This is a genomic window from uncultured Chitinophaga sp., assembly GCF_937898475.1.
In the GTDB taxonomy this organism is placed as follows: Bacteria; Bacteroidota; Bacteroidia; order Chitinophagales; family Chitinophagaceae; genus Chitinophaga.
Genome location: NZ_CALEJS010000015.1, coordinates 278223 through 294274 on the forward strand (window position 1 = coordinate 278223; position 16052 = coordinate 294274).

Annotated in this window: 11 protein-coding genes; 5 read left to right on the forward strand and 6 right to left on the reverse strand. The window is 50.5% G+C overall.

The features are described from left to right. Positions 1–4 precede the first annotated feature (4 nt). The 3 genes from Q0577_RS08035 (at position 5) to Q0577_RS08045 (ending at position 4417) form a co-directional block, all read left to right on the forward strand. Positions 5–1846, forward strand: coding sequence for a RagB/SusD family nutrient uptake outer membrane protein (locus tag Q0577_RS08035; protein WP_298734601.1), 1842 nt, complete (start codon positions 5–7; stop codon positions 1844–1846). A 184-nt stretch (positions 1847–2030) separates the two neighbouring features. Beyond that, entirely contained in the window at positions 2031–3344 is a 1314-nt protein-coding gene (locus Q0577_RS08040; RefSeq protein ID WP_298734603.1) for a PQQ-dependent sugar dehydrogenase, read from the forward strand. A 137-nt stretch (positions 3345–3481) separates the two neighbouring features. Continuing rightward, a complete protein-coding gene (locus Q0577_RS08045) occupies positions 3482–4417 on the forward strand; it encodes a bifunctional helix-turn-helix transcriptional regulator/GNAT family N-acetyltransferase (RefSeq protein WP_298734606.1) in 936 nt (311 codons plus the stop codon). A 62-nt stretch (positions 4418–4479) separates the two neighbouring features. On the opposite strand, the gene Q0577_RS08050 is transcribed toward Q0577_RS08045, so the two are convergent. After that, the gene (locus Q0577_RS08050) at positions 4480–4941 is read right to left on the reverse strand and encodes a DinB family protein (RefSeq protein ID WP_298734607.1); all 462 of its coding nucleotides are present in this window, start codon (positions 4939–4941) and stop codon (positions 4480–4482) included. Positions 4942–5041: 100 nt separating this feature from the next. Between Q0577_RS08050 and Q0577_RS08055 the strand changes: the two genes are divergently transcribed. Next, on the forward strand, positions 5042–6679 hold the full coding sequence (locus tag Q0577_RS08055) for a carboxyl transferase domain-containing protein (protein WP_298734608.1): 1638 nt from the start codon (positions 5042–5044) through the stop codon (positions 6677–6679). A 182-nt stretch (positions 6680–6861) separates the two neighbouring features. Further along, positions 6862–7320, forward strand: coding sequence for a ribonuclease HI (rnhA, locus tag Q0577_RS08060; protein ID WP_298734610.1), 459 nt, complete (start codon positions 6862–6864; stop codon positions 7318–7320). On the opposite strand, the gene Q0577_RS08065 is transcribed toward rnhA, so the two are convergent. The 5 genes from Q0577_RS08065 to Q0577_RS08085 are packed head-to-tail and all read right to left on the reverse strand — an operon-like array spanning position 7317 to position 16038. Continuing rightward, positions 7317–9041 carry a hypothetical protein gene (locus Q0577_RS08065; RefSeq protein WP_298734612.1) on the reverse strand — a complete coding sequence of 575 codons (1725 nt, stop codon included), beginning with the start codon at positions 9039–9041 and terminating at the stop codon, positions 7317–7319. The genes rnhA and Q0577_RS08065 overlap by 4 nt on opposite strands. Then, positions 9034–10383, reverse strand: a complete 1350-nt coding sequence (locus tag Q0577_RS08070; protein ID WP_298734615.1) for a PKD domain-containing protein — start codon at positions 10381–10383, stop codon at positions 9034–9036. Before Q0577_RS08070 ends, Q0577_RS08065 begins: the two co-directional genes overlap by 8 nt. 32 nt (positions 10384–10415) lie before the next feature. Beyond that, the gene (locus Q0577_RS08075; RefSeq protein WP_298734617.1) at positions 10416–10778 is read right to left on the reverse strand and encodes a hypothetical protein; all 363 of its coding nucleotides are present in this window, start codon (positions 10776–10778) and stop codon (positions 10416–10418) included. Further along, a complete protein-coding gene (locus Q0577_RS08080) occupies positions 10778–13837 on the reverse strand; it encodes a hypothetical protein (protein WP_298734619.1) in 3060 nt (1019 codons plus the stop codon). The genes Q0577_RS08075 and Q0577_RS08080 overlap by 1 nt, the downstream gene beginning before the upstream one ends. Next, positions 13834–16038, reverse strand: a complete 2205-nt coding sequence (locus Q0577_RS08085; RefSeq protein WP_298734621.1) for a fibronectin type III domain-containing protein — start codon at positions 16036–16038, stop codon at positions 13834–13836. The genes Q0577_RS08080 and Q0577_RS08085 overlap by 4 nt, the downstream gene beginning before the upstream one ends. Positions 16039–16052 lie beyond the last annotated feature (14 nt).

Here is a 16052-nt window from a genome sequence, read left to right on the forward strand (position 1 = left end):
ACGTATGCAGAACAAAATGAAACGTATATACATTGGGGTGGCCCTGCTGGCAGGCGTGCTGACAACAGCGTGTAACAAGGATTTCCTGAACACAGTGCCCAGGGACGAAGCAGCGGAAGACCAGGTGTTCTCCGACCCCGGCCTCACAGAAGCTTTTGTGAACGATATCTATAACGGTCTTAGCAGCGGCGGTTTCCTGGAAACCATGCTGGCTTCCGCCACAGATGAAACCATGTTCACGCATGGCTATGGTATGAAAAACATGGTAGAAGCTACCATCAATCCTACGGATGCAGAATATGTGACCAACCGCAGTACCATGCGCTGGAATGAGCTGTATACCAGGATCAGGGCCTGTAATAAGCTCTTCACCAAAATTGACGGCGTACCTTTTGACGATAATAATGTACGGGACAGACTGAAGGGGGAAACGTTCTTTTTACGCGCCTATTTCTACCACCAGCTGGTGCGTGGTTATGGAGGCGTACCATTGGTAGACAAGGTATATGCCCTTGGCGAAACTGACTATACCATTGCCCGCGGCACTTTTGAAGAGTGCGTAAACTTTATCGTGAAGGACTGCGATTCTGCATTTTACTACCTGCAGGGTAAAACCGGTCTCAGTGTTAAGGGCCGTGCCACAGACATTGCTGCCCTGGCGCTGAAATCCCGTATATTGGTCTACGCCGCCAGCGACCTGCATGATGTGCCTACCGCCAAAAGCAAATCGGCCGTGATAGCAGGCTTCAGCAACCCGGAACTGCTGGGCTACACCAGCGGCAACCGTACAGAACGCTGGCAGAAAGCCAAGGCAGCGGCAAAAGCCGTAATAGATATGGGCGGCCTTTCGCTGCAGAGCCCCAATCCGGCCAGCGCCAAAGAAGCAACCGCCAACATCCAGGGCATGTTCCTGATAGATAACAGTGAAACGATCTTTTCACGTTACTTCCTCAATGATAAAGACGAGCCGGGCGGCAACATAGGCCTGTACAATGGTCCCAATGGTTACCATAACTGGGCCGGTAATACGCCAACACAACAATTTGTAGACGATTATGAAATGGCCGACGGTACGCCGTTTGACTGGAACAACCCTGCTCATAAGGCACATCCATACCTGAACCGTGATCCCAGGTTTTATGCCACTATCCTGTACGATGGCGCCGGATGGCGTAAACGCCCGGCAGATGTGCAGGCAAAGGATCCATTCAACCAGGTGCAGACCGGTAAGTATGAAGTGTCTGCAGGCGGTGGTAAAGCTGCAGTGGTAGGTTTGGACACAAGGCAAAGCCCGATAGAGAACTGGAACGGTTCTTTTACCGGCTACTACTTTAAGAAGTTCATCGATACTACGGTAGATGCGCAGTTCTATAACCAACAGGTGCCTTACCCGTTCTTACGTTACACCGAGGTTGTGCTGAACTATATAGAGGCCTGCATTGAACTGGGAGAAGAACAGGAAGCGCGCAACTGGCTGAACCAGATCCGCAGGCGTGCCTTTATGCCCGAGATCACGGCATCCGGCCCGGAACTGAGAGACCGTTACCGTCATGAGCGTGAGATTGAAATGGCACTGGAAGAACAACGCTTCTATGATGTAAGGCGATGGATGATACCGCAGAATACCGTAGGACGGCCATTACGCGGCATTAATATCACTGCAACATTAAAAGATGGCAAGACGGTGCCCATTTACCGTTACGATACCGCCAGCTACAACTATACATACATTCCAATCACGCTCGAAGCTGAAAAGCGGCTATGGCTGGACAAGATGTATTTTATGCCGCTGCAACGCGACGAAATAAACCGTAACAATAAGCTGGTGCAGAACCCCGGTTACTAAGTGGACAATTATCTTATCGTCCATCCATCAGTTGTTATACTCATTAAATGCCGGCGCAAAGCCGGCATTTTTCATTGGGCTGCACAGCGCCTGCTATCTTTTTTATGAGTAATACCACCTGTAAAATAGCCGGTACAATAATCAAAAAATCAGCTTAATTTAACACCTCAATTATTCATAAGCTATGAAGAGAACACGCTTTAGGTGGCTGCTGGCAATCAGCGGCGCCGCTATGCTTGCTTCGTGTGGGCAAGGAGGTAACACCGGCACCGGAACAGATGCTACCGCTCAGTCCGCGACCCCTGCCCCCGATGCTGACACTGCAGGGCTGAAACTGCCCGATGGCTTTGGCGCTATCAAAGTGGCCGACAGTGTGGGTAAAGCCCGCCACCTGGTGGTAACAAAAGAAGGCGACATCTATGTGAAACTGGCCAGCCCGAAAGATGGGAAAGGCATCATCCGGCTGCACGACGCCAATGGCGATGGCAAAGCAGACGAGAACACCGGCTTTGGTGATTACGGCGGCACCGGTATTGCGATTAAGAACGGCTACCTGTATGCTTCCTCCAATACGGAAGTGTTCCGCTACAAACTGGATGATAAAGACCAGGTAAGCAATCCTGACCAGCCCGAGAAAATTGTGACCGGACTGATAGACCGCAACCAGCACGAAAGCAAATCACTGGCACTCGATAATGATGGGAATATCTATGTAAATATAGGCGCCTATTCCAATGCCTGCCAGGAGAAAGACCGTACCGCGGGCTCCCTTGGCATGAAGCCATGCCCGGTGCTGGACTCTGCAGGAGGTATCTGGCAGTTTAAAGCTGATCAGCAGAACCAGACCTATGGAACCGGCGTTCGCTATGCTACGGGTTTGCGCAACGTGGTTGGGCTGGATTGGAACCAGCAGGTAAATGCCCTGTATGTAATGCAGCACGGACGTGACCAGCTGCATGACATGTTCCCTAAACTGTTCACACAGGAACAATCCGTAAACCTGCCCGCAGAATGCATGTACCGTCTGAAACAAGGTTCCGACTGCGGCTGGCCGTATATCTACTACGATCATGAGCAGCAGAAGAAAATACTGAATCCTGAGTATGGCGGCGACGGCAAGAAGACCGGCGGCGAAAATGCAGAAGATCCAATCGCTGCTTTCCCCGCACACATGGCGCCTAACGCCCTGCTGTTCTACACCGGCAATATGTTCCCTGAGCGGTATAAGAACGGTGCATTCATCGCCTTCCATGGCTCCTGGAACAGGGCGCCTGAAAAACAGCAAGGTTATTTCGTGGTATTTGTACCCTTCCAGGATGGCAAACCTTCCGGTAAATGGGAAGTGTTTGCAGACGGTTTTGCAGGTACGGATAATATCGTATCTCCAGGCGATGCCCGCCACCGCCCCTGCGGACTGGCACAGGGTCCTGACGGTTCCCTGTACGTGTCTGACGACGCCAGGGGCTCCATCTACCGCATCGTGTACAAGAAGTCATAACAGTTAATTATAACAAGCACATGAAAGGGGCTGCACATCCGTGCGGCCTTTTTTTATAATACTTGCCACAGGCAAATAATATACTTGACTTGGTCAAATATATATCATACCTTAGTGTCCTCATACATTCAGGAGATATGTCAACTACAGCAGCAACGATCAGTGCCATGAGGAAATTCAACCGCTTTTACACCGGCGTAATAGGATTATTGGACCAGCATATACTCGATAGTGATTTTTCCCTGTCAGAAGTACGCGTATTATACGAGATATGGCATACGGAACAGTGCACGGCAGGTAAGCTGGCGGAGCGCCTGCAGCTGGATGGCGGCTACCTGAGCCGCATGCTGAAGACCTTTGAACAGCAGCATATTGTAAACCGTAAACAATCTGCCGCAGATGGCCGTACCTGGTTCCTGCAGCTGACCGCCAAAGGGAAGCGTTTAATGAACACACTGGATCAGCGCTCCAATGAACAGATACGGCAGGTATTAGACCCACTGCCGGCACATCAGCAGCAGGAGGTGACCCGCTCCATGGAAACCATAGAACACCTCTTATCAGCCAACAGGAAGATCAGCCTGGAAGATCTCAGCTTTCGCAACGAGCTGCTGCCCGGTGATGCAGGTTATCTTATCTACCTGCATGGCGACATCTACGCCCGGGAAACCGGTTACAACCTGGAGTTTGAAGCCTATGTATGTAAAACCTTCTATGATTTTCTGCAACAGTATGATCCCGCCAAAGACCGCGTATTCATTGCCAGCTGGCAGCAGCGCATTGTTGGGGCAGTAGCGATCCTTGGCCATTCCAGCGAGCTGGCACAGCTGCGCTGGCTGCTCGTACACCCCGACATGCGCGGCATTGGCCTGGGTAAAAAGCTGGTAGCAGACGCGCTCGCCTTCTGCCGTGAAAAGCAATACAAACAGGTATACCTCCTGACCACCCACCAGCAAACCACCGCTGCGGACATTTACATAAAGGCCGGCTTCAAAAAGACCGGTACGGAGCCCCAGCAGATGTGGGGGCATCAACTAAGGGAGGAGCGCTACGACCTTTTAATTGATAATTAAGAATTAATAATGCTCAACATGACGGTTGGCCGGAAAAACACTTGTATTGCATCCCGCAATTCTTAATTAGCATACTTGTGCAACAACACCACCTGCCCTAAGTGATACGCGGCGTGCTCTACCAGGCCATGAAAATAGTAGACGGCCTGGTGCTCAGTGCCGGGAAATACTTCGTAGAGTTGGTCTTCGGGGAAGGAGCGGATCCCGTTTGTTAAAAGTTGTACAGAATGTTCCAGGCGGTGCCGGGTGGCCTGCCAGTTTTCCTCCCCGTGATTTTCAGGCAGGTAAAAGTCGGGCAGGTCGCCATCCTGTTCGGGCGGTTCATTGCTCATATACCGTAATGCACGCTGATGCCAGAAGATAATATGGTTCACAATCTGCCAGATGCAGTTGGAGCCATTGATCCGCTTTGCCGCCTGCTGCGCATTGATCCGTTTCAGGTGCTCTGTGAAGGTGACCTCTATCCAGGGCTTGCCATCATACAGGTCTTGCAAAGATTGCGCAATGTATTGCAGATGAGACATGGTAATTGCAGGTTTATGGTTACTGTTCATCTAAATTTACGAAAACCCTTTTTCACCATGTCTTCATTCTTCGTTATTTTTAGCAATAAATACTACAGCTATGGATCAACAGGAACTGGAGATCAACCGGAATGAAGATGCCATGCGGATGGCGGTAAGTACGCTAAAACAACGCCTGGCGGTGATAGAGCAGGGGGGCGGTAAGAAGAATATGGAGAAGGTCAGGCAGAAAGGTAAGTTAACCCCCAGGGAACGTATTGCCTACCTGGTAGATAAAGACACTCCTTTTACTGAAATAGGCGCATTTGCCGCTTACGATATGTATGCAGAACACGGTGGCTGTCCGGCTGCCGGTACAGTAGCCGGTATAGGGTATGTAAGCGGACGGCAATGCGTGATCGTGGCCAATGATATGACGGTGAAGGCAGGCGCCTGGTTCCCACTCACGGGTAAAAAGAACCTCCGCCTGCAGGAAATAGCCATGGAGAACCGCCTGCCCATCATCTACCTGGTTGACAGCGCAGGGGTATATCTGCCCATGCAGGATGAGATCTTCCCCGATAAAGAGCATTTCGGCAGGATCTTCTACAACAATGCACGTATGAGCGCCATGGGTATTACACAGGTTGCCGCTGTCATGGGCAGCTGCGTGGCGGGTGGCGCTTACCTGCCTATCATGAGCGATGAAGTACTGATGGTAGAAGGCAACGGCTCTATCTTCCTGGCAGGGCCCTACCTGGTAAAGGCCGCCATCGGCGAAAGCGTAGATGCAGAAACGTTAGGCGGCGCGGTTACCCATACGGAGATATCCGGTATTGCAGACTACAAGTTCAAGACAGACGAAGAATGCCTGGACCAGGTACGCCGTATCATGGACAAGCTGGGCAGCCCGGAAAAAGCGGGCTTTGACCGCACTACCCCCGTGGCGCCCGCCAGGGATCCGCAGGGCCTCTACAGTATACTCCCCGCAGACAATACCCGGCCTTACGATATGGAAGCGCTCATCGCCCACCTGGTAGATAACTCCGAATTTGACCAGTATAAACAGGATTACGGCAAAAGCATCTTATGCGGCTATGCCCGTATAGATGGCTGGGCCGTAGGTATTGTAGCCAACCAGCGCAAAATCGTCAAAAGCAAAAAGGGAGAAATGCAGATGGGCGGCGTGATCTATAACGATAGCGCCGATAAGGCAGCCCGCTTCATCATGAACTGCAATCAGAAAAAAATACCCCTCGTATTCCTCCAGGACGTGACCGGATTTATGGTAGGCAGCCGCAGCGAGCATGCCGGCATTATTAAAGACGGCGCCAAACTGGTGAACGCCGTAGCCAATTCCGTAGTACCCAAGATCACCATCATCATAGGCAACTCTTACGGGGCAGGCAACTATGCCATGTGCGGCAAGGCCTATGGCCCCCGTTTCATCTATGCCTGGCCCACCGCCAAAATCGCCGTAATGGGCGGAGAACAGGCCGCCAAAACCCTGCTGCAGATACAGGTAGCCTCCCTTAAGGCAAAAGGGCAGGAGATCACCCCCGAAGAAGAAAACAAACTGCTGGCCACTATCACCGATCGCTATAACATCCAGACCACTCCTTACTACGCTGCCGCCCGCCTGTGGGTGGATGACATCATTGATCCCGCAGACACCCGAAAGATTATCTCAGAAGGCATCGCCGCCGCCAATCACGCGCCCCTCCGGGACGCTTTTTCTACAGGCGTCATACAAGTCTAGGGGCAATTAATAATTAAGAGTTAATAATAAGAATCAGCGGACAAGTGCCCAGATGAAAGGCAGGTGTTGTAACATTTTCCTGCAATTAGACAGGTACCGATCAGGCCACCAGCCGTGCTATTCTTAATTATTAATTTTTAATTCTTAATTATTAATTATTATTGCCACTTTTTCAATTACGTATGTCGGAAATCACCATTTATACAGACGGAGCATCGAGGGGAAATCCCGGACCGGGAGGTTACGGGGTCATATTAATGTGGGGCAAGCTGCGTAAGGAGCTTTCACAGGGTTATCGCCGCACCACCAACAACCGTATGGAGCTGATGGGCGTGATCACCGGTCTGGAGGCTTTGAAAAAAGACGGACTGGATGTGACCATCTTTACCGATAGCGAATACCTGGTGAACAGTATTGAAAAGGGATGGTTGTGGAACTGGGTGAAGATCGGCTTTAAAGATAAAAAGAACAAAGACCTCTGGATGCGTTTTATCCCTGCCTATAAAAGGCAGCGGGTAAAGATGGTATGGGTAAAAGGCCATGCCAGCAACCCTTACAACAACCGTTGTGACGAGCTGGCCACCCAGGCCGCGGATAATGGTCCGTGGCTGGTGGATGAGGGCTTTGAACAGGGCGTTTAAAAGCTATAGTTATACCCCAGCGTTGCCGTTAAGTTGCTGGTCTTACCCTTGGGTGTCCACCGGGTCTGGTGTACGGCATTCATATTCAGGTTGTGTTTCTTCATAAAAATATAAGCCGCATTCGTGCGGAGGTTCAGCACTTTTCCCTGTTGCTGCCCGTCGGCGCTGCTGGTATTGTAGGAAGTGGTGAAACCCGCCGTCGCCTTTTTATTGAACAGTTTTGAGTTGATACCGATAGTAGGTCCCAGGGTCATGAAATCATTTCGGCCAATAGAGTTGTAGCTCAGGTTGAAAGCGCTGGTAAAGCTGATCTGCTGTGGTATCAGCAACAACGTATAGGCGGCATTGCCATTGTAAAACCGGGAACCATTTCCTTTCCAAAGCACACCATTCTGGATATCGGCGGCATCCTGCACATTCAGGTTCAGGTTCATGTTATGGCTTTTCTTTTTGTCGCTCCTGATTACATGATTCACGTTGAGGCCCGCACTTTGTGATACCTGCTTGAAATTAAGCGTGTCCATATTGTCATAGGGACCTGTCTGGTTAATATAATCAAACTGCGGCTTTATGTTGGTATAGGTCTGGAAATTGGAGTAGGTGAAGTTGACGTTCCACTTCTCATCCGGCATATAGTTGGCGTTCACTGAGCTTACCATGCGTGAAGTGGCGCCCGCTTTGGTGTGGTTCAGATCATCGCGCTGGTAACCAACGCTGGCGGCTATATTGGCCTTGTCTTTCAGGAAAGGTTGTGAGAAGTTCACCGTAATGTTTTCCAGGTCATTGTTCATATAGTAAGCGCCCAGCGTTTGATAGCCCGGGTCAATACGCTCATAGCCAATACCGATGGTGCTTTTATAGAAAGCGTAATTCATTCCCGCCCTGATGGCCTTGAAAAAGGAAGTGTTCCTGGCCTCGTACATAAAGATACTTTCCAGTACATTACCACCGGTAGATTTGTAGGCGTGGTTGTTATCGCGCCTGTCCAGCTTCATGGCGCTGTTGGCATATTCTGCTGTCAGCTCCAGTCCTTTGAAGGGCCTTACCATACCGGTAATGCTCACTGCCAGGTTCTCTTTAGGGAACACGCGCAGGGTGTCTGGTATATACAGCATCGGATCTTTATGATCTTTTGCGCGCAGGAAGCTGACGCCTAAAGCATAAGTTTCTTTTGTGAGGCCCAGTTTGGCGCCATAGCCCATACGGCGGTAAGAGGGTAATATACTGCGGTTGGTGCTGTCGTAATCTACTGCACGCAGCAGCCTGCCGTACATCACGCTGATGCTCCAGTCCTTTTCCGGGGCAATGTCAAGTCCCACACCGGTGAACTGATGTCCGTTCAGGGTATAGGGAGAAAAAGACATGGCCACATCGCCAATATGCGCCGTAACACCTTTATAGGTAGGGTGCAGGCTAAGGCGGTTGGGCATATTGGGATAAGAGTAGCCCGCTCCCGCGTTGGTCAGGTTAAAAGAAAACGGGAGGTTCAGCTGGCCAAACAGGTTGGCATTGAGGCTGCCGTTAATGAACCAGGTAAAGGGCTGACGGCCATATCCGCCGCCGCTGTTAAAAACGGTATTGGCATTGATACCGCCATTCACTTTAATGGCTTTGCCTTTACCAAACAGGTCGCCCAGGTGGCCGAGGTCTACCTGCTGCGCCCTGGAGAGCGCTGGTAGCAGCAATGCAGCACACAGGTACAGGATACGGGGTTTACTCATACTTCTGAACTTTAATGTCTGCCAAAATGTACGCGGTGCTGCCTTCCAGCACGTAGTCCTTTATCTTCACAGCGCCTTTGCGTCCGTCCTGTGTCTGGAACAGCACAATACGCGGCAGCAGGTTATAATCGAATTGTATACCGCCGGTGGCGTTGGCGGGGAACTGCAGGCTTTGCAGGGGCGCATCGTTGGTCATGTTGTCAAAGTCTGCTGCGGTGAACTGCAGGCTGCAGTTACACTGTTCCTGTTTGTTGATAAAGCGTGTAACAGTTGCACCTGGTATAGCGCCGAAAGTGTAGCTGGCAGCAGAATCAGGCGATACGAATTTGTTATAAGTGAAGTTTCTGTTCAACCCGAAGAATACAAGATCGATTTCTTTCCCTTCGGCAGACAGATCATCATTCCTGCGGAACACCTTTCGCAGGCGGGTGGAATAAAAGCAGCCTATCTCTCCATGAGCAGTGCTGATGCCCAGTTTTACATCTGTGATAGAGCGCAGGCGGGAGTTAGGCTTTACCGTAATGGTTTTGGTAACGGTACGGGTGTCTTTGCCATTGCCGTTGGTCAGCGTAACGGTATAGGTGCCGGGGTCATTGAAGAACAGGGTATTGTCTGATGCCGTATCACTGAGCAGTGTGCCGCCGGATGTTTGCCACTGCTGGGTAAGATAGCTGATGCTTTTTCCTTTCAGGATAGCGGTGAGCGGTGCTTCGTAATCATCATCAAAAGCACCGGGCGTCAGCTCGAAGTCTGTTTGCAGCGCCGGTTTCACCGTGATGGTTTTGGTGGTAGTGAAGCTTTCGCCGCCATTGCTTACCTGCAGGGTAACCTGGTGATCACCGGGTGTGGTGAAGGTGATGATGGGCGGAGTTTGTACATCCGCCGTGGCGGGATCGCCGCCTTCGAAGGTCCATTGATAGCTGCTGGCGCCTTGGGTATGGTTAATAAACTTCACCTGTACCGGTGAAAAATCATTTACCTGGATCTCAGCATCGAAGGATACCTGTACGGCGCTGTCCAGTTGTATGGTGATGGTCTTTGTTTCGCGGATATCTTCGTTCCAGGCTTCCAGCGTCACTTTGTGTGCGCCGGCCTGTTTGAAGACAACGGTACCGGGATTCTCGTATTCGGAGATGGCCGGTTCTCCGCCTTCAAAGGTCCATTTGAAGCCGGTGGCGCCGGTGGTGCGGTTGGTGAAGTTCACCGGGCGGGGAACGGTCTTTGAGCTGTCTGCCAGCACATAGATGAAGTCTACCGCAACCGGGTGCGGCACTTCTTTATAGCAGGCAGCAAGTAACAGCAGCAGGGCTGCCAATACGGTATAGGGTATAGGTTTGGTCATAGGTGTTCAGTATAGGGATAGATCGTTCGGGCTTATATCGGCTTTTGACGGCCGATTGCACGATAAAACCGGTCTGCATCGAACATCATCCCCAGCCTGGCGCTCACGCCTGCCAGTATTTTATCAATGTCCGGCTCAAACGATTTTATTTCATCATACCAGGCAGGCGACAGCCAGGAATATTCATCGCCTGAACTTTCACCATTCGAGCGCATATTCCGGTTGATATCACCGCTCCAGTATGCCACACGCTCCTCAAAAGACTTTTGCGCATATTCCTCTTTCCAGGCATTTTCTTTCTTCAGCCTCGCTGCTGTTTCTTCCGGAGTTTCTCTTTTAACGAGGTGCTTCAACCTTTCATACAAGTCGTCAATGTTTTCTTCAGGTGTTGACATTATGGGATTTCTTTAAGTTTGATCAATATTTTACCATCAGCCTGAAAGATGGGAGGAGCAGTAACTTTTACTTTCATCCCCGCATCAAAGAGTATCTCTTTGGGCGCCATATTACGGAATTTAACGCCATCGGCCAGGTCTGTTATATCCTTACCGGAGAAAGTGGATTCAATTTCGAAAATTACATTTTTTTTGCTTTTCACCTGGAACGATCCTGTCGGTGAAGAACCTGCCGAAGTAAACTCCTTCCATACCAGTTCCATTCCGTCCTGATAATTACCCAGGAAATTATTCAGATCTGCGGGAGCGATCTCGATAGCCCTGTATACGGCGCCGTTATACGGAGGGTTTAGCTTTTTTAATGCGTTACTGAGCATTTGCGCCATATCAGCCGTTTTGGCGGCATCCAGTCCCTGGCGCATCATACCGTTCATTTCACGGTAATATAAACTGGTAGTATAGCCCCATATGGTATATGCTTCTTCCGGGCTGAGCTTGTTTACATTCTTCAGGGGATCGCTGATAAAATCTTCAATGAGATCGAAGAAATTGGATTCGTACTGGTAACGGGCAAAGTATTCCATGATCTCATCTTCCGTTTTTCCCAGCTTTTTAACGGCATTCACAAAACCTGGCGGCAGTTTAGCCTTCGCCATCGCTTTTAAACTATTGATAATGGAGGCGTATGGTACATCATCCAGGTACTTCGAGAAATCACATCCGTTATCTTTCATTTTCTGTCCCGCAATAGTCACATCTTTTTCCAGCCGGGCAAACTCGTCTGCATTCAACTGGCTTTTCAATGCCTGCCGGTGTTTCTTCCAGGCTGAAAATGCCTGTGTGCCCAGCTCATAGGTGGCATTACCAATAGAGGCTACGCCTACCACAGTGCTGAACTTATCCCATGCGCCCAGGAAAGCCTGACCTTCCGGGCTCTTCTCAAGTTTTTCACGAAGCCCGCTGTAATTAACGATGATATCGCCGCCGGCTACCGCAATTTCCGTATAGGCCCAGAATAAGCGGAAACCTTTATATGCAGCATTGAGCTCTCCCAGACCGATAAAGAAGGTGGCATAGTCCAACAGGAACTTTCCTGCCTTCACCATATTTTCCCGCTGTTGCAGCATCCGGTTATCGATGGCCCATAACAGGGCGATTGCCGGTATCGGGTAGGCGCGTCCCGGTGTATAACCGGGCAGCAGTGCTACCGGCTCATCAATATACAGGTATACCACCTCTTTTAAGGGGTTGCTGATCTGTACTTCGATCTCGTTCAGCGGCTTTCTCATCGAATATCCCCCGACATGGGCGGCGCCGCCAAATTCTACGAAATAGTTGATCGATTTAAACTGGATCTGATTATTGTTTACGGTATACGACACATCCCAGGAAGTGCCCGTACCTGAATAGACGCCGCCATCGCTCTTGCTGGTAAGCACTTTATGCATATTACCCCAGACGAGCTGCATGCTTTCTTTGTACTTCGACAGGTCTACCAGTCCTTTTGATATGTTGTGATCCTTGTAACAGATTGTATACAGGATGTCTACAAAGTCGTAGAGGTGCTCCTTTCCCATATCCTCCTGCACACGGTTGTAATCATCCAATACCAGCGCCGGGTTATCGGCGAGTTTCGCTGCAAGCACTGCGTGCTGGTCAACAGGCGCCAGCTCCAGCATTGCCATTACCAGCTTGCCTGCATGATTACCCCAGTCTGCCAGCACGGGAAATTCTATCTCTTTGGTAGAGATTGTGCCACCAAGGTGCTGCGGTAAATTATAATATGTGACCGTCTCTGTTTTTACCTTATCCCGCAGTTCATAGATAGCTTTCAGTATCTTCAGCCTCGTTTCGGCGCTGATAGTTTTCAGGTTGAGCGGATTGAGCGCCAGCGCCATTCTATATACCTCTTCATTGTCTGTGCTTTTAGCCAGTGCGGCTTCCAGTTGCTGGTGCTCTTCATAATGGTTTTTTAAAGCGTTTTCAAATCGCAGGAAGTCTTCTTTGGTAAGGCTTTGTTGCTGGTAGTAACGCTCCATCCTGTCCTTGGGCCGGTAGGTTACTTCTTCACTGAACACCTTCAGGAATTGTTCATCCACCTTATTGATCAGGGTGCCGATGCGGAATAATACATCCGGTGTAACGTGATAATTGCTTTTATGCGCGTTAAAGAAGTTTAAGCCCCGGTCTTTCAGCTGCTTTGCATACGTATCTGCCAGCTCATCCCTGATCTTACTCACATTTGCCATAGCGTAATCCAGCTGCTGGGTGCAGGCCTTGTATTTGGCAAGCAGATCGGATGCGGTTTGATTGGGCATCAGGTGGAAGCCCGACTTCGTCCGCACATAATCTTCTATAGCAGGGATGTCGTTTTTGTAGGAAGTGTTGTTGAACCAGAAATTATAATACGCGGTAGCGCTTACACGCAGCCGGTTGTCTTTATCATTTCCCTTTTTGCTGACTTCAAAATACTTGCCCCATGTGAACAATACATAATTATCGTCATTAGCGGCCTTGTTCATTTCATTCACGAAATAGGTGCGGATAGCGTCGTGGTTCGCCACCACCTCGCTGCGGTTTTGCCATTGTACCTTTATGCCCGTAGAACCATATGCAACATCGGCATAGCTGCCGCTTATCTGCCGGGTGTTAATGATAAGGCCCAGGCGCAGGTTCACTGCTACGTAAATATCCGGACCTGTGCCATCATTCAGTTCCTGCAGATGTTTATTAAGGGTCTGCAAGGTAGCTGCGTCCAGTTTGTCGTTACCCTTATAGTCGCCTTTTCCCAGTATGCTGGTGTAATCATTGAAGGGAGCACTTATACCGCCGTTAAGCGGTTCCATTCCTGAAAAGTCAACTACATAGTTGTTCGCTGCGATTTTTCCTTCGCGTTTGTTGATGTTGTTCTGTTCAATAAGTGCATGAAGCTGGTGTTGCCCGTAGTGGGCGCATTCCTTCATGTAGCTGAACCATGATGAGTCCCCTTCGGCGGGGGCTGCCTTTGAAGCCAGGGTACAGGCAAGTAATGCTATGAAGAGGCAGAAATGTTTCATCATTTGTAAACTTTTTCGATTAACACATTTTCCAGGTGTATGTAGATCGCTTCTTTTACACCGGTAATGATCTCCTGTTCAGGAGTCTTTTTGTTCTTTTCTTCATAAATGTATTTGCCAAGCGTGGCTGCGCCCTTTTTCAATTCTTCTGATAAGCGGGCGGCTCCTTCTTCGTTATCATTGGATTCGGCCAGCAGCCTTGCCAGCTCAAAACGGTTGGTCCTGAACTCTTCCGCGTAATAGGCGTTCAGTTTGCTGATGGTTTCAGGCATCAGTATTGCTGCCGCATCTACTTCCTCCAGGTATTCCTCCGTGGCCAGGGTGTCGCTGTTCATGCTGTCTGCCGTGCCTTCGCTGAATCCTAAAGCGCTTTCCTTTTGACGTTTGGCGTCCCGCTGCTGCTGTATCGAATCTTTGTATTCCTGCATGATCTGTTTTAGCGCCTTCCGGATAATATTGGCGTAGTCCTTCAGGAAGCCGGCTTTTTCTTTTTCAACTGCCTTCAGTTCATCCTGCGCCGCCTGGTAAGCTTTTCCGCTCTGTTCCATTTTTTCCCTGGCTTTGGCTTTTTCTTCGGGTGTAGCTGCGTTTTCATAGTCGGATTTGGCTTCGTCATAAGCCTTCTTGGCTTGCTCCATGTTGTCGAGCGCTGTAGATGCGCGGGTCTGCAGCGGCTCCGGCAGATCTTCCTTGATGGCCTCCCGCATGCTGTCGATCAGGGGTTGCAGTGTGCTGATATCCTCGTCAATGGCAAGGCGTACCAGGTCGTTAATCACCCCGGCGAGGTTGGAGAATGCGGTTACCACGCTGTCTACCTTTACCACCTGCCTTTCCACCGGGTCAAACGTGGTCATGATCACCCCGCCGATCAGCTGCCTGTCGGTATTCACCGTTATATTATCAAACTTCACCTTCAACCGGTTGTAGCCCAGGAAGGGAATAGTGATATAGCCGTAGCCGCTGAAAGATCCTGCGCCTTTTACCTGTAGCAGCCTTACGGGGAAGTCGCCTGCCATGATCTGGTCATCGGGCTGCAGTGCCTGTATGGGGGTCTGGTTGGCCAGCTTAATGTCTGGCAGCAGGCCACAGTTTTTGTTCCGGCTGGTATCGCGGGAGGGTACGGTAAAGCCATGGAGCTCGCCCATGGTCTGGCTGCCAAGGGAGCAGGAGCCGCCTACACGGTATTCATATTTACGGCCTGGCACTGCATCGTAGATCATTACGCTGGTGTTGCCGGTTTTTACGTTGAACCACTCCGCGTTAGTCTTGTTCTGTTCGCGGTATTCCACCACGTACTCAAACATTTTGGGCTGCGGCAGCCAGTTAATGGAGATGCGGCCATCCTGTACGGTGGCTACCGGTTGCTGCGGCGGCTGACAATCTTCCTGCAGCGTGAAATAAAAAATCTCACTATATCCGTTATTCAGGAACACGTCAAAATCATCAACACCCTGTTTAGCTTTTGCACGAATGCGCCAGGCATAACGTTTACCCGGCAGCAGTGGTGGTTCTGCAGGGCCGTACAGCAGGGTAGTGGCGGGAGTAGTGGTTTGATAGAGGGGAGGCATGGTACTGAAACCCGCTTCAGGCAGCACGCCATTATCCCACAATTCTACCAGTGTAAATTCATATTCGGTCTGGAAAGCGGCATTGGGACTGCCCATATGCCTGGGTGTCCAGTTAAAGACGATATTCAGCGGTTCGCGGAAGGCTACTGATTCGCCTTTCCGCGGGAGGTTCAGCAGGGGCGGTTCGCTGGTACTGATCCACACCGGCGGTGCGCAACCCTGTTTGGCATTGCTCACCAGCTGTCCGCTGTTCACTTCTACCACTTCCACACAAAAGTTATAGAAACCGTCCGGCAGTTTGCCGCTCTGCGCCAGCTGCTGGCGGGGCACGCCGGATACTTCCATGTTCTCTATATTGAAATACGGCGCCAGGTCGTTCAGCGACAACTGCACCGGTATGCCTGCATCCAGCGCAATCTCGGGGTAATAGCCATAGTCGCGGTTACGCAGGGCAACGGTGGTGCCTTTGATATTGAGGCGGAGCCGGACGCGCAGCACAGGTTTCTGAAGGTCGGTATTGATCAGTGTGACCAACATCCGGGCCTGGGTGCCGGTATACAGGTTGCTGAGCTGGGCGGAAACAGGCTGAAGGGTCTGCACCTGTACCTTTACAGGATATTGCTGCGCCACAGCCATATGGCATATTATAC

Bases quoted from the DNA above. Each gene is read 5' to 3' on its own strand.
- Q0577_RS08085 (WP_298734621.1), bottom strand. From the start codon at position 16,038: ATGGCTGTGGCGCAGCAATATCCTGTAAAGGTACAGGTGCAGACCCTT.
- Q0577_RS08040 (WP_298734603.1), top strand. From the start codon at position 2,031: ATGAAGAGAACACGCTTTAGGTGGCTGCTGGCAATCAGCGGCGCCGCT.
- Q0577_RS08055 (WP_298734608.1), top strand. From the start codon at position 5,042: ATGGATCAACAGGAACTGGAGATCAACCGGAATGAAGATGCCATGCGG.
- Q0577_RS08065 (WP_298734612.1), bottom strand. From the start codon at position 9,041: ATGAGTAAACCCCGTATCCTGTACCTGTGTGCTGCATTGCTGCTACCA.
- Q0577_RS08075 (WP_298734617.1), bottom strand. From the start codon at position 10,778: ATGTCAACACCTGAAGAAAACATTGACGACTTGTATGAAAGGTTGAAG.
- rnhA (WP_298734610.1), top strand. From the start codon at position 6,862: ATGTCGGAAATCACCATTTATACAGACGGAGCATCGAGGGGAAATCCC.
- Q0577_RS08050 (WP_298734607.1), bottom strand. From the start codon at position 4,941: ATGTCTCATCTGCAATACATTGCGCAATCTTTGCAAGACCTGTATGAT.
- Q0577_RS08045 (WP_298734606.1), top strand. From the start codon at position 3,482: ATGTCAACTACAGCAGCAACGATCAGTGCCATGAGGAAATTCAACCGC.
- Q0577_RS08035 (WP_298734601.1), top strand. From the start codon at position 5: ATGCAGAACAAAATGAAACGTATATACATTGGGGTGGCCCTGCTGGCA.
- Q0577_RS08080 (WP_298734619.1), bottom strand. From the start codon at position 13,837: ATGATGAAACATTTCTGCCTCTTCATAGCATTACTTGCCTGTACCCTG.
- Q0577_RS08070 (WP_298734615.1), bottom strand. From the start codon at position 10,383: ATGACCAAACCTATACCCTATACCGTATTGGCAGCCCTGCTGCTGTTA.